General features: G+C 66.9%; 11 protein-coding genes and 1 tRNA gene. 4 read left to right on the forward strand and 8 right to left on the reverse strand.

The window, feature by feature from the left end; all coding sequences use genetic code 11:
- Window positions 1-165 precede the first annotated feature (165 nt).
- The 5 genes from QMG52_RS18730 to galU all read right to left on the reverse strand — a co-directional run bounded on the left by QMG52_RS18730 (window position 166) and on the right by galU (window position 4,250).
- A tRNA-Ala gene (locus QMG52_RS18730) sits at window positions 166-241 on the reverse strand.
- Between the two features lie 102 nt (window positions 242-343).
- Window positions 344-1,135 (reverse strand): SDR family oxidoreductase, encoded by a 792-nt coding sequence (locus tag QMG52_RS18735; RefSeq protein WP_283561937.1) that lies wholly within the window; start codon window positions 1,133-1,135, stop codon window positions 344-346.
- Between the two features lie 202 nt (window positions 1,136-1,337).
- The gene (locus tag QMG52_RS18740) at window positions 1,338-2,612 is read right to left on the reverse strand and encodes a hypothetical protein (RefSeq protein ID WP_283561938.1); all 1,275 of its coding nucleotides are present in this window, start codon (window positions 2,610-2,612) and stop codon (window positions 1,338-1,340) included.
- Between the two features lie 110 nt (window positions 2,613-2,722).
- Window positions 2,723-3,343: a GNAT family N-acetyltransferase gene (locus QMG52_RS18745; protein WP_283561939.1), complete on the reverse strand. Its 621-nt coding sequence runs from the start codon at window positions 3,341-3,343 to the stop codon at window positions 2,723-2,725.
- A gap of 4 nt (window positions 3,344-3,347) precedes the next feature.
- Window positions 3,348-4,250, reverse strand: a complete 903-nt coding sequence (gene galU, locus QMG52_RS18750) for a UTP--glucose-1-phosphate uridylyltransferase GalU (protein WP_283561940.1) — start codon at window positions 4,248-4,250, stop codon at window positions 3,348-3,350.
- Between the two features lie 209 nt (window positions 4,251-4,459).
- On the opposite strand from galU, the gene QMG52_RS18755 reads away from it, so the two are divergent.
- The 4 genes from QMG52_RS18755 to QMG52_RS22445 all read left to right on the forward strand — a co-directional run bounded on the left by QMG52_RS18755 (window position 4,460) and on the right by QMG52_RS22445 (window position 7,186).
- Complete coding sequence (locus QMG52_RS18755) at window positions 4,460-5,128, forward strand: 5-formyltetrahydrofolate cyclo-ligase (protein WP_283561941.1); 669 nt, start codon at window positions 4,460-4,462, stop codon at window positions 5,126-5,128.
- Between the two features lie 91 nt (window positions 5,129-5,219).
- Window positions 5,220-5,570, forward strand: coding sequence for an FmdB family zinc ribbon protein (locus tag QMG52_RS18760; protein ID WP_283561942.1), 351 nt, complete (start codon window positions 5,220-5,222; stop codon window positions 5,568-5,570).
- A gap of 175 nt (window positions 5,571-5,745) precedes the next feature.
- Window positions 5,746-6,459, forward strand: a complete 714-nt coding sequence (gene cpaB, locus QMG52_RS18765) for a Flp pilus assembly protein CpaB (protein ID WP_283561943.1) — start codon at window positions 5,746-5,748, stop codon at window positions 6,457-6,459.
- Between the two features lie 268 nt (window positions 6,460-6,727).
- Window positions 6,728-7,186: a hypothetical protein gene (locus QMG52_RS22445; RefSeq protein WP_502920573.1), complete on the forward strand. Its 459-nt coding sequence runs from the start codon at window positions 6,728-6,730 to the stop codon at window positions 7,184-7,186.
- A 3,901-nt stretch (window positions 7,187-11,087) separates the two neighbouring features.
- Here QMG52_RS22445 and guaA read toward each other — a convergent pair.
- Genes guaA through QMG52_RS18785 form a run of 3 tightly spaced genes read right to left on the reverse strand, consistent with a single transcriptional unit; the run spans window position 11,088 to window position 14,110 of the window.
- Window positions 11,088-12,677: a glutamine-hydrolyzing GMP synthase gene (gene guaA / locus QMG52_RS18775; protein WP_283561945.1), complete on the reverse strand. Its 1,590-nt coding sequence runs from the start codon at window positions 12,675-12,677 to the stop codon at window positions 11,088-11,090.
- 45 nt (window positions 12,678-12,722) lie between these two features.
- Window positions 12,723-13,199 (reverse strand): DUF3817 domain-containing protein, encoded by a 477-nt coding sequence (locus tag QMG52_RS18780; protein ID WP_283561946.1) that lies wholly within the window; start codon window positions 13,197-13,199, stop codon window positions 12,723-12,725.
- The gene (locus QMG52_RS18785; RefSeq protein ID WP_283561947.1) at window positions 13,196-14,110 is read right to left on the reverse strand and encodes an SURF1 family protein; all 915 of its coding nucleotides are present in this window, start codon (window positions 14,108-14,110) and stop codon (window positions 13,196-13,198) included. The genes QMG52_RS18780 and QMG52_RS18785 overlap by 4 nt, the downstream gene beginning before the upstream one ends.
- Window positions 14,111-14,178 lie beyond the last annotated feature (68 nt).

A 14,178-nucleotide genomic window follows, 5' to 3' on the forward strand; every position in this document is an offset into this window, starting at 1 on the left:
CGCGGCCGCACCGAATATGCCGCCCATTTCCCAAGAGGACCACAGCCCCACCTCCAGCGGTACCCCCTAGCCGAAACGAGCAGTACCACCTACCCGGACTAGCCGTACCATCACGCCGTATTTGCCACCCTCCAACCAACGTTTCCGCTGGTCAGAGAGCTTTCGTGGTGGAGCTAAGGAGATTCGAACTCCTGACCTCTTCGATGCGAACGAAGCGCGCTACCAACTGCGCCATAGCCCCGCGATGGCACTGCCATCGACTTCTTTAGAGTAGCGCCCCTGACCTGCACTTTCCAAACGCCGCACCCCCCGATCCAGCACTCCGATCCTGCAGTCCGGCGGTTCAAGCGCCGCGGGAATCGAGCCACTGGCTGAAGGTCACGGTCCCGCCGGCATGCTCGGGCACCAGATTCCCGCCCTGCCGCAGGAATCTGCCCAGGCTGCCCGGCAGCGGCAGCGGGGTGGTCATGCCCTTGCGCCCGGTGGCGGCCTTCCACTGCTGGACCAGCTGGCGCATGGTCAGCACCTCGGGTCCGCCGATGGTCCGGGTGCTGTGCGCCGGGGCGGCATCATCCACCGCGGCGTCCACCAGGGCGCGGGCAACGTCCGCGGTGGCAATCGGCTGGAAGGAGACTCCCCTGATCACGGGGACCAGCCCGTACCTGGCGCCCGAACTGAAGATGCCGGCCACCAGATCGTGGAACTGGGTGGCGGCGACCACGGATGTGGGCAGCTGCGCCCGCTCGTACTGCCGTGCGCGGGCCGCCTGCACCTTGTAGTAGCCGTAATCGGCGTTCCCGGCGTTGGCGATGGTCAGCAGAACCGCCCGACCCACGCCGGCCGCTGCTGCGGCGCGGAGCAACCGGCCGCTGGTGGCGGGGAGAATTTTCAGCGCGGCGCCGATCTTGGCATCCAGGGTTTCGATCAGCAGATCCGCCCCGGCCAGTGCTTCGGCGAGCCCTTCGCCGGAGGCAGCGTCGGCGACGACGTATTCAGGTCCCTCCATGCGTGAGGGGTGGTCGGGCGCGGGCAGGTGCCGGCTGAGGGAGCGTACGCCGTATCCACGCCGCGCCGCCTCGGCCACCACCATTCGACCGGCCGTTCCGGTACCGCCTGCCACCGCGATTAACACCATGAGAGCAGACTATCCGGCTCCGCGCGTCAGCGGAATGCCGGAAGCCGTGATCTTGCCTCGGATGCGAACGGGCCCGGTTTTGCGGATCGCGGCGGGCCTGTCGGGCCCGTGCTTGAGGCGGGAGTTGTGCAGACCGACGACGCTGGACCCGAAACAGCGGCCTACCGGACGCCCGGGGCTAAGCAGCGCCGGTCGGCGAAGCTTAGGCTCGCCGGCGCTGCAGGACGTCGTCGAGGTTGCTGAGGCCGTGCACCGGTTTGGTCTTTGCGGGAACGACGACGACGCCCGCGGGGGTCTGCGCACCGGACCGTTGCGCTGTGGTCTGCCCGCCGGACGGTTCCACGGCCGTCGCCACGGCGGCCGGTTTCACGTCTGTGGCGGTTTCGCTGGGCGCTGCTTCGGTGGCTGCAGCTGCTTCGGTGGCCGCGGCAGCTTCGGTGGCTTTGATGGATGTCTTGGCGGCGGCCTTGGGTGCGGCGGGGAGTCCCAGCGGGGCCGGGGCGGGACGGTCGGCCTTGGCGGCTTGGACGTAGCCGGGCTTGGGGATTTCGACCGGCTCCCAGGTCGGGGGTTCAGCAACGACACGGGTGTGGGCCACTTCGGCGTCCGCGGCGCCCCGGGCGGCGACTTCCAGGGCTTCCCGGCGGAGTTCGGCGGCGGTCAGCGGCTTGTTCGCTTCCCGGGCTGCCTGGACTGTGTGCCCGGTGGCCCCGGCGTCAAAATCGGCCGAGTCGAAAACTGTAACGGCGGGCTGGCCGGGAGCTGGCTGTCCTGCGGCTCCGGCGGTGGCTGTGTGGGCGGCGGCGGTACGGACGGGAACTGGCGCGGACCCCATGGCCTCTCGGAAGGCGGCGTCGACCTTACGCCTACGACCCCGAATGGCGAGGGCCCGGAGCAATGCAAGCGAGGCGAGGAAGACGATCCCGCCGGCGGCAGGGATCAGGCCCGATGCCAGGCCCAGCAGTTTCAGACCACCACCGATAACGACCGTCAGCAGCGCCAGGAAGCCCAGCAAGGCCACGGCGGTTCGGCCATAGCGGATTTTAAGTCTGGCCGGCCGCGCCGCCCGCGCGGCGCCGTCGTGGCCGCCGTCACTGTGCCTGTCAACGTTAGGTGTGCCGCCGTCGTGCTGGCCGCGCCCGCCGCCGTCGTGCATCCCACCGTCGTACCTGACGCCGTCATCCTGCAGCCGGGCATCGGACCCCGTTCGCGCTGCGGTCTGCGGGCGCGCGCTGGCCGCCGACGGAGCGGGGGAAGTGCCGGTGTTCTTCATCTGTGTCTCCTGCGTCGGCGGAGTTTCCATGGCCATGAAAACGTCTGGGCGAGGGGCCGGGGCAACCTCAAAGGCTATGGCCTGCCCCGGGACCGCGGCCGGACTGTCTGCCAAGGGGATCGGCTTCTGTCTACGCAGCACATATGGACCCACCCACACCAGCCAGAGGGCGACAGCGATCAGCAAAATCACTGAGGTATTCACGGGGATATCCACGGTTCAACTTTAAGGGGAATTCATGGCCGCCCGGGCATTAGCTGGGGCGTGTCGCAAGGTACCGGAGAATTAGATCCCGCCCGGTCCGGCGCCGTGGGTCAGTCGCCGCGGCTGCGCAGCCAGCGCGACAACAGCCCCTCCGGGACTTCCTCGGCCGTGAGCGCGAAGCTGCGGTGGTCCGTCCATTGCCCGTCGATGTGCAGATAACGCGGCCGCAGCCCCTCGTCGCGGAAGCCCAGTTTCTCCACCACCCGCAGACTCGGCGCGTTTTCCGGCCGGATATTAATTTCCATCCGGTGCAGGCCAAGACGGCCGAAACAGTGGTCCGTGGCCATGGCCACGGCGGTCGGGGTAATGCCGCGGCCGGCACGCTCCTGTTCCACCCAGTACCCCAACGTGGCGCTCATTGCGGACCCCCAGACAATCGAGGAGACAGTCAGTTGGCCGATCAGCTGCGGCGCCGCGGAGCCGGGGAACCGTTCGGCGATGACGAACGGCATCGCCGTGGACGCCCGCGCCTGATTGTTCAGGGCACGGACCATGCCGGCGAAGGTTGGCAGCTGGGCGCCGGGGACGGGACTGGTGGCTTCCCAGGGCGCGAGCCACTCGGCGTTGCGCCGGCGGACTTCACGCCAGGCTTTTTTGTCCCGGTAGCGGATCGGCCGGAGCACAATATCCCCGCACTCCAGTGTCACCGGCCAGCCGGCGTCCCCCCACACGGCACTAGGCCGGCAGCTGGGCCGCGAATCCACCCAGCCACTTGCGCAGCTCCGGACCCAGGTCTTCACGGTCACAGGCCAGCGTGACGACGGCCTTGAGGTAGCTCAACTTGTCCCCGGTGTCGTAGCGTCGGCCACGGAAAACGACGCCGTAGACGCCACCGCCATCCCCCTCCCTGCCCGCCATGGTCTGCAGCGCATCGGTGAGCTGAATTTCTCCGCCGCGGCCCGGCGGCGTCTCCTCGAGGACGGCGAAGATATCCGGATGCAGCACGTACCGGCCGATCATCGCCAGGTTCGATGGCGCTTCCTCCACGCTGGGCTTCTCCACGAGCCGCCGGACGCGCACGTAGCTTTCGCCGTCGATCTCCTCCATGTCCGCACAGCCGTAGGCGGAGATCTGCTCGGGCTCCACCTCGATCAGCGCGATGACGGATCCGCCGGTTTTGGCCTGCACATCCATCATGGTGGTCAGCAGTTCGTCGCGCTCGTCGATGAGGTCATCACCGAGCAGGACGGCAAACGGCTCGTTCCCCACGTGGGTCTTGGCGCGCATGACAGCGTGGCCCAGGCCCTTGGGGTCGCCCTGCCGGACGTAGTGGATCTCGCCGAGTTCGGTGGCGTGCTGGACGGCCGCGAGCCGGTCCTCATCCCCCTTGGCCTCAAGCAGCCGTTCGACGCCCGGCACCCGGTCGAAATGGTCCTCCAGCGCGCGCTTATTGCGGCCGGTGATCATCAGGACATCCTGAAGACCGGCACTGACGGCCTCCTGGACAACGTACTGGATGGCCGGCTTGTCGACGACGGGGAGCATTTCCTTTGGCATGGCCTTGGTGGCCGGGAGGAAGCGTGTGCCCAGACCCGCGACGGGGATTACGGCCTTGCGAACTCGAGGTGCAGAAGTCATTGTCCTAGGCTACTGGAGGATATTGAAGTTTGGTTGCAGCGGCGCAACGGATTGTGCAGGTACGGCAAATACGGTGCTCCTTCGTCCGGCTACCGCAGGTGCGGCCGGACGGGGGCAAAAGCTGCTCGGATGCGGTTCCAAGGGGAACGGGAGAAACGATGAGGGGCAAGAGCGAGATGCGCGCAGTATTGCGCGTTAGACGGCAGGCAATGAACGACGGCGACCGCGAGGACGCCGGCCGGCGCCTGGTTGCGCAAGCGCTGAGCTGGGCGCGTTCGTTGAGCAACGGGAGGGAGCATGCCCCTTCGGCTGGCGCCGGGGAGCAGCGTAGGCCGTCGTCGGGCAGCGCGGCGGAGCTGGCGTCGTATTCGGGCAGTGCTGCAGGGCCGGTCCCAGGGTCTGCCCCCGTCCGCCTCGGTGCCTACATTTCCGGTGGGACGGAGCCGCCGACGGAACAACTGCTGCACGTTCTGGTCCAGGCCGGCTACCAGATCCTGGTGCCCGTGTGTGAGCCGGACTTCAAGCTATCCTGGGTTCGCTGGCGGCCGGACATTCCCCTGCGGCGCAGCCGACTGGCTCCCGTGGACGAACCTGCCGGAGAACGTCAGCCTGCGGATGTCATGGCCGGAGCTGCCGGAATCCTGCTGCCGGCGCTGGCCGCTGATGCCTGGGGAAACCGGCTGGGACATGGGGGCGGATACTACGACCGGTTTCTTGCCGCACTGGCGCAAACCGGAACCCGGCCAGCTACTGCCGCGGTGGTGTACGACCATGAGCTGCTCTCCGCCGGAGAACTGGAACACGACGTCCTGGATGCCCGTGTGGGCGGCGTCCTGACCCCGCGGGGCTATACGGCAGCGACGGCGAGCGGCACCTGAGAGAGTGCTAGAATTGGCACTCAGGGCCTTAGACTGCTAACGTATCCCGGTTCAGCCACGGTCCTGACCCATGTTTTCAGGAGGAAAATCTGTGCCAACCTACGCTTACGCCTGCAAGGACTGCGGTCACGCCTTCGATATCGTGCAGTCGTTCAGTGACAATTCCCTGACCGACTGCCCATCGTGCGATGGCGCGCTGCGCAAGAAGTTCAACTCCGTGGGCGTCGTATTCAAAGGGCCAGGCTTCTACCGGACGGACTCGCGCGACAGCAAGGGCGCCGGCGTGCCGGCTGCGGGCAAGGGAAGCTCCGCGAAGGAGTCCGTTTCTGCGGCGCCGGCCGCCGCCGCGGGAGCCCGCAGTTCCACGAGCTCCGGCAGCTCCAATGGCAAACCCACGGTCTCCGCGGGTAAGTCGACCGCGGCTTCTGCGGCCGCCAGCTGATATAGCACAGCCGCGCTAAACCATCCGGCGCCCCGGCAAATGGCGTGCCGGCCCGGCCCCGTCCCCGGATACAAGCGGGATCATTCTCCCTCCACGGCGCCCGCCAGCCCCTGCCCCGACCACAAAACCGTTCGTCCGTTCCCCGCGCACCGGAAATGACCCTTAGCGTCAAGAGATGAAGCAATTCGGTCAACAATCCACCCAACTGCGTCCGGTAAGTTATCCAGGTGCTGCGTCGCGGGCGTCGCTACGCCACCGGCTGGCCAGGCTGCTGCGGCGGCGGCGCCGCCTGCTGGCCGCGCTGCTGTTCTGCGCCGCGGCCGCCACGATCGTCCAGCAGCTAACACCAGCACCCTTGGCCACTTTCGAAGCGGTGATCGCGGCAAGGGACCTCGCCGGCGGAACCACACTGGGATCGGGGGATCTCGCGGTGCAGAATCTGCCGCAGTACGCCGTACCGGGGGCTGCCTTCCGCTCGGTGGACAACGTCGCCGGCCAGCAGCTCTCCGGGCCGCTGCGGAAGGGCCAGGTCATCACGGATGCGGCACTGCTGGGTGCCGGCCTGCTCGTTGGCGCACCGCCGGGCAGCCAAGCAGTGCCGATCCGGCTTGCCGACGCGGCCACCGTCGCATTGATCAACCCGGGGCAGCGGGTCAACGTAGTGCTGAGCACCAGCGCCGGCTTGGACCAGACCATCAGCAACCAACTATTGGCGGAAGCAGTCCCGGTGCTCTGGAAACCACCGGCAAACGGTCAATCCCAGAACTTGCTCCCCGGAAGGGAAACGGACGGTCTGGTGGTCGTGGCTGCCACTGCGGAACAGGCCCTGAAGCTGGCGGGTGCATCCGCGCGTGGCAAGCTCTTCCTGGTGCTGATCGACTCCAGCTGACCGGTTCGGACGTGCATCTGTTGCCTAGCCCCAGTGCGGCGGCCGCTGCTCCTTCAGCCAGTCGTCGTGGCCCTCGTCCGCATTATCGCCCCAGGTCCGCGGGTCATCTTTGGCCGCAACGGTAGGGAGCAAAGGCTCAGCGGCAGCGGCAGCGTCTTCGGAGACCGAGCCGGCAGTTGGACTGATGTCCGAGCCGGTGTCCTGGCCGTAAGTTCCACCGTGGGCGAAGTGCTCGGACATTTCCGACTCTGCTCTCTCCGGCTCTGTCATTTCCGGCTCTGCTCTCTCCGGCTCAGTCTCGTCCGGCGCTGTCTTTTCCGGCGCTGTCTTTTCCGGCACTGTCTCGCCCGGCACTGTCTCGTCCGGCACTGTCTTTTCCGGCTCTGCTCTCTCCGGCTCAGCGGTATCCTGCGGCGCTTCTTCCGAAGTAGCAGTTCCCAGCGCCGCGGTTCCCGGCACAGTTCCCCCGCGCACCGCGCTCGCCGTCGTCGGCTGCTCCGCCGCGTCGGTCCCCTGCCCTGAGGCCGGGGGTGCGATCCCGTGCCCTGCGGTGTCCGGTGCGCTCCCCTGTGACACAGACTCCCGGGCGTTCTCCTGCGCTGCAGGCTCCGCCGCCCCGCGGTCGGCTGCCGAACTCCGATGCTGTCCGGCCCCCAGGCTGCTCCCGGCAGCGCCCAACAGGGAAGAGACCGCGCCCTCGTTCAGGGCCGGCGAGAGGCCAAGATAGCCTCCGATCCGGTCAGCGCACAGCGACGGGTAGGTGAAGACCTCGATCGTCCACAGCGGCATGTAGCGCCAGCCAAGTCTCTCCAGCAGCTGCGGATGCAGGCGGCTGCGCTCCCTAACGCTCATCTTCTGGTACTTGGCCGTACCGTCGGACTCAACGGCCACCGGTGTGGGGATCTCGTCGTCCTGTTTTCCGAGATTCTCCAGTGGATCGGCGGCTGCCACCATGTCGATGACCCCGTCGTAGTGGTGCCAGACGCGCGCACCGCGGGCACGCAGCCGTTCCGCCAGATCGGCCACCAGAGCGTCTTCACCCAGAGACTGCTCGCTGGCCGCCGCGCGTGAGGCAGTCGTTCCCAGCTGTGAATTGCCCGCCAACTCGCGGTCCAGCAACTCATAGAAATCGCGGGCACCGTGGCTCAACCGGGCCTCATCCAGATCCTCCGGCCGGAAGCAGGTGATGATCTGCAGATGTTCCCGGGCCCGGGTCATGGCGAGAGCAAACTTTGAGCGGCCGTCAGCCGCCGAGAGTGGGCCGAAGTTATGGAGGGCGCGCCCATGCGGTGTGCGCCCGTACCCCAAGGAGAAAATGATGTGGTCACGGACCAGGCCGGCGGCCCGATCCACGGTCACCACCCGGAACGATTCCGTGCCGGAGCCGAAGAAATCGGCCAGCAGCGGATGGTTGGGCATCTGCATGCGGATCGCCTGGGCTACCCGCGTCGCGTGTTGCTCGCTGGCGGTCACCACGGCCAGTGAGGAACGGGGGCGGACGCTGGCGTGTTCGAAGACCAGGTCGACGACGCGGTTAACCTCGGCGACCACCGATTCGACGCCGTCGGTCCCGCTACCGGGCAGTCCCGTTCCGTCCGGCAGATAGTCCACTACCAGGGACCTGTCCAGGCCGGTGACGGTGCGCCCGTCGGGCATCCGTTCCAGCTGGTCGTCGTAGAAACTCTTGCTTAGCTGGAGGACCAGGTCCTCGTCAACCGCGCGATAGGACACGCTCAGCCTGCTGCTGGGGAGAACCTTTGCCAGCGAGCCGAAGATGCTTTCGGGCCGCTTGGAGTCTTCCTCCCCGCGTGCCACCCTTTCGATGGCCACGGAGAAGGCGCGCGGAGCGGCGGTCTGCTCATCACCGAAGGCAATCACCTGCTGCGCGCGGGCCACGGCCGGCAGTGCGGCCTGCAGTGAAGTTGACTCGGCATCCAGAATAACGACGGCGTCAAAGCGCTGTCCCGGCGGAATCACAGAGGGCAGCATCAGCGGACTGGCTGTCCACACCGGCAACAGATTCGCCAGCAGACTGGGCGTCTGGGCGGCGAGGGATTCGAGGGTGACGCGGTCGTCCTTAAGCAAATTGCGCAGCAGTTCGCCCTGCCGGTTTCGTCCGGAGACCGTGGCCGCCCATTGCTGTGCGAGCCGCCAGCGCAGCCTGGCGCTGCCGCTGGATACGTGGGCCTGATCCGCCAGCCGGAATTCTGCTTCCAGGCGGCGCAGATTCTCGCCATCCGACATGGCCAGATAGTCATCACCGCTGATCATCGCTTCCAGGGCCGACTGCCACCATGCCAGTTCGAGTTCCGTCCGGGTTTCGGCCGGCGCCACCTCGCGGTCCGCCAAATCATCGAGCAGTTCGCCCAGCCCGTGTTCGCGCATGCTCTCCAGCAGCAGCGTCCGTTCCGGCAAGGTTTCCAGCGTCTTCTTCTCATCCACCAGACGCCGCAGCCGTCCGATCAGCTCGTCGAAGGCTGTCCGGTCCAGTTCGCCACCGGCGGCCGTTCGTTCCACCGCGGCGCTGAGCGCCTGCAGGTCATTGCCGATTTCGGTGTGGGCGGTGCGCAGATCCGCCAGCCCCGATGGCACTGCCGGGTGGCGCTGTGTGGTGGCGTAATCCGCCCACAGCGCACGCTGCTCCTGGACCAGCACCAGCGAGCTGTGCAGGTCGGAGATGTGGACGCCCGGGCGGACGTATTCCTTGGCCACGCGGCGCAGGCGCGAGCGCTGCATGGCCGCCATCGCCAGATTCCGCTCCCGCCGCCAGCCGGAGCTGGCAGTGGCGGAAATCAGATCCGTGACCGGACGGTCGAAGATGTCCGGGGTGAATTTGTCCAGGCTTTCCCGGACGGCGACCAGCAGTTCCAGCTGCTCACCCCATTCGACGAAGGTATGTCCCTGCCGGATTTCCGCGAAGTCGGCGACCTCGTTCATCCTCCGGTTGAATTCGGGCAGCTTTTCCAGCAACCCGGTGGCCAGGGCGTGCGCCTCTTCGGTTTCCTTCCGGGTCACCAGCCGCGCACCGTGCCAGGAGCTGGCGGTGGCGGCCTTACTGAAACTGCCCAGTTCCGCGGCGCGGCGCAATCGCCCGGCCAATTCGTCGCGGTCCGCGATGTTGTCCAGGACGCTGCGCTTGAGCCGGACCGTCGTCGCAGGCGCCGGGTGGATGGAGGTCAGCTCCGCCAGCGACTGCATGGCCTGGTACGGCGAGCAGCCCCACCGTTCACGGATATTGTGCAGCGATGCGACGTGGTCCATCAGCTGGTGCCGGTGCTCGGTCAGGGTGCGGTGCAAATTGGCCAGCTTGGGCTCGGTTGCCTTCTCGTTGCGCACGATGGCACGGACCAGCGCGGATTTGAGCTGCTGCGGCCCCGTCTGCGCGCCGAGCTGCAGCAGCATGGAGTCCAATCCCAGACCGCTGAGCCGCTGCGCCAGTTCGTTCAGTGTGGCCCGGCGCTCCCCGACGACCAGGACGCTCTTGCCCTCGTGCACCAGAGCGGCCACCGCGTTGATTGCCGTCTGTGTCTGCCCGGTGCCGGGCGGCGTCGACACGACCAGCGAGTCTCCGGCGCGGATCATATCCAGCACGCGCTGCTGCCGGGCGTCGGCATCCAGGACCAGGAGTTCGTCCTGCGGGGCGCGCGCATCCAGCGGCGGGAACCTGACCCGTGCGGACTCCTGCGTGCCGTCGACGCGTCCGCCCGTGCCGCCGTCGTTGTCGGAACTGAGTGCGGCGACGAACGGATTACCGGCCAGCAGCGCGGGATCGTGCAGGTGCTCGGCCAGGTCGGCGAAGGTGGACACCAGCAGATGGTGCTCTACCTCGGCGCCCTTGATGGGCTGAACCAGCGCGCGGAGCCGTTCCAGCACCGGGGCCGGATCGAAGCGCGCCGTACTGTAGGCCAACATGGCCAGCGCCTGCGGATCGACCGAAATGCCGTGGACCTGCTGGAGGTTGCGGACCAGTGCCGGGTTGATCCGGGCCTGCTCAGTGAGCTGCAGTTCGTAGTCGTCCTGGCCGGGCCGGGCGGTCAGGACGACGGCGGTAAGCAGCACGGGTGCGCAGAGATGGTGCGGTTGCGCCGCGCCGGCGTTCGTTCCGCCGGGGTTGGTCCGGCCGGGGTTGGTCCAGCTGGCCGTGCCGGCCGCCAGATAACCGACGTCGATGCCCCGGTCCGAGCCGAGCTCAAAGATTTTCGCGCGCAGGGTCCCCGCGGTGCGGACGGCGACGGCGTAGTGGCCCGTTTCGCGGATCAGGGTCGAGAGCCTGGTCCGCCGGCCGGCCAGCAGCTGCGCCAGGCCGGAGGGGTGGGCGTGGGTCAGGTCGATACTGCCCTCGGGCGCCTTGGTGAATGCCAGCAGCGTGTCCGGCCCGGAGTATGTGCCCAGCCCGGCCAGCCATGTCCGGAGCTCCTCGGAGCCCTCACCCTGACTGACTTTTTCGGACACTAGTGCCTTCTTCTGTTTGCTTGAGCTCTCAGGGCTTGGGCGTGACGATCTGGACCATACAGGCATACCTTTGAGGCTATCCCGGCTGGCTGGTTATCGCGGCAACGGCGCACTGAAACGGCGAAGAAAATACCTCAATTTCGGCTTTTCCGACCGATCCGCGGCACCGTTGGCCGCTACTCCCATTCGATGGTTCCCGGCGGCTTGCTGGTCACGTCCAGCACGACGCGGTTGACGCCGTCGACCTCGTTGGTGATCCGGCTGGAGATCCGGGCCAGCAGGTCATACGGCAGCCGGGACCAGTCCGCCGTCATGGCGTCCTCACTGGAAACCGGGCGGAGCACGATCGGGTGACCGTAAGTCCGGCCATCGCCCTGCACTCCCACACTGCGAACATCGGCCAGCAGCACCACGGGCATCTGCCACACTTCGTTGTCCAGCCCGGCGGCGGTCAGTTCCGCACGCGCGATGGCGTCGGCCTTCCGCAACAGTTCCAGACGCTCCCGGGTGACGTCCCCGACAATGCGGATCCCCAGTCCGGGCCCGGGGAATGGCTGGCGCCCGACAATTTCAGCCGGCAGCCCGAGCTGCGCGCCGACGGCGCGTACCTCGTCCTTGAACAACGCCCGCAGCGGTTCGACCAGTTCAAACTGCAGATCCTCGGGCAGGCCGCCCACATTGTGGTGGCTCTTGATGTTCGCGGCCCCCTCGCCGCCGCCGGACTCCACGACGTCCGGGTACAGCGTGCCCTGCACCAGGAACTTGATCGCTTCCCCATCCGAGCCGGCCGCATTGATGAGCGTCCGCTCCGCCTCTTCGAACGCCCGGATGAACTCCCGCCCGATGATTTTGCGCTTGGTTTCCGGATCGGAGACGCCGGCAAGGGCGTCGAGGAAACGGTCTGTTTCCTTGGCAACATAAAGCTTGACGCCGGTCGCGGCGACAAAATCCCGCTCCACCTGCTCCGCCTCGCCCTCCCGCAGCAGACCGTGATCGACGAAGACACACGTCAACTGCTCACCCACGGCGCGCTGGACGAGTGCGGCAGCCACGGCGGAGTCCACGCCGCCGGACAGCCCGCAGATCACCCGGGCGCGGCCGATCTGTTCGCGGATCCGCTGGACCTGCTCTTCGACGATGTTGCCGGTGGTCCAGTTCGGTTCCAGCTTGGCGCCGTTGAACAGGAAGTTTTCCAGCACCTGCTGGCCGTAGTCCGAGTGCTTAACCTCCGGGTGCCACTGCACACCGAAGAGGCATTTCGCCTCATTGGAGAACGCCGCCACCGGGGCGCCCGCCGTGCTGGCCAGCACTTCAAATCCGGCCGGAGCCTGCTGGACGCTGTCGCCGTGGCTCATCCAGGCATTCTGGTGGTTGGGGGTGCCGGCAAGAATCGAGCGACCCTCCCCCACCGTGGTGATATCGGTGGCACCGTATTCGCGCAGACCGGTCTGTGCAACCGTGCCGCCCAGCGCCGCCGCCATGGCTTGGAAGCCGTAGCAGATCCCCAGCACGGGGACCCCGGTTTCGAAGAGATCCGCTGCCACGGACGGGGCACCTTCCGCGTAGACGCTGGAGGGACCACCGGAAAGGATGATGGCTGCCGGGTTCTTGGCCAGCAGCTGTTCGGTGCTGAGCGTGTGCGGAACCACCTCGGAGTACACGTTGGCCTCGCGGACGCGGCGGGCGATCAACTGGGCGTACTGGGCGCCGTAGTCAACGACTAGGACGGGCTGATGCGCGGTCTGGGCCATAACGGGGGTAGTCACCCATCAATCTTAACCCAAGCCGGAAGCCTCGACGGAACGCGGGGATCAGTAGCGCTTGGAGGCCTTGGGGAAAGTTGCCAGCTCTGACTCCACTTGCCGGTGGATCCTGGTCTCCAGGAAAAAGGACAGAAACGGGATGACCCCACCCAGCGCGATGAGGATGAACCTGCTGAACGGCCAGCGCATCAGCGACCACAGTCGGAAATCGGCAATCAGGTAGACCACATACATCCAGCCGTGCACAATCAGCACAGTCGTGGAGATATTAAAGCCGCCCATGACGCTGAAGCCGCCGTCCTGCACGGCGGCGAACCCGAACCCGTGCGCCGTCCCCGTCGCCGCGTCGGTGCCACCGGCCATCAGCACCGAACTGAAGCCATAGCGCACCACAAGTTCGGCCGTGAGCAGCAGCAGCATGGACCCGGTCAGGTAGGCAAGCGCCTTGTAAAACCCGAGTGCCGATTTGATCTGCGCGGCGGTACCGCCGAAACGTCGTTTGGGAGCCTTGGATGGAGCTGTCACTGATGTACCTCACTGGATTTTCGGGCCGTCGTGCCGCCCTCGTTTGGGGTTCCCGTAGTCTGCTGCCCTGCGGGCAGTCCGCCGTCGTCGTCGCCGTCATCGCCGTCGTAGTCGTCGCCGTCGTCGTCATCGTCGTCGCCGCCGTCCTGACCGCGGCGATACTCATCGGACACGAGCCGCCACCATAGGAACACAGCGAAGCCGGCGAAGACAAACCACTCGATGGCGTAGAAGATATTGAGCCAGTTGACGGGTGCTTCATCCGGCTGTGCCGTTACCGTGATGGCGTGCAGATTCCCGGCGACCGCGCGGGCCCCCACGTCCTTGCCCCCGGACAGCTCACTGTTGGAAATAATGAAGCCCGGGTAGCTGCTGACCTGCCAGACGTTGACCAGTTGGGCGGTGGAGAGCGCCGCAACTTCCCCTGCCGGGACATCGGGCTTGGGGTTGGGGGCCTCGGACGGTATCAGTCGTCCGCCCAAATTGATGGGGCCCGACGTCGGCGCCTGGGCCTGTGCCGGATCGCTCAGCCAGCCGCGCGCAACCGGAATGACCGTCTCGTTCGAGGCGCCGGCACCCTTGAGGACCGGGGCGCCGTCGACGACGAACGCGGTCACCACCCAGTATCCGCTCTCGCCGTCCTGCAGCCTGTTCTGCACCAGCACCTGCCGGGAGGCATCAAAGTGCCCCGTGGCGGTCACCAGCTGATCAGCCGCGCCGGAGTGCATCGGAGTCCCCGGATCCAGCACGGAAAGCAGTGGCTTGGCGCTTTCCAGCACCACCGGCGGAGCATCCGTGCGCTCCGTGGACCGGGAAAACTGCCACTGACTGAGCAGGACGAAGACTCCGGAGATCGCGAGCGCAAAGATCAGCGCGGCAATCCAGCGGGGTTTCAGGGCGGTTTTCAACACCCCTTAAAGGTACTTCTTCCGCGTGTAGAAATCCCAATGGTCCCACAGGCGCTGGAAGCCCCCGACCG

Origin of the sequence: Paenarthrobacter sp. PH39-S1, assembly GCF_030063245.1 — a bacterium.
GTDB lineage: Bacteria > Actinomycetota > Actinomycetes > Actinomycetales > Micrococcaceae > Arthrobacter_M.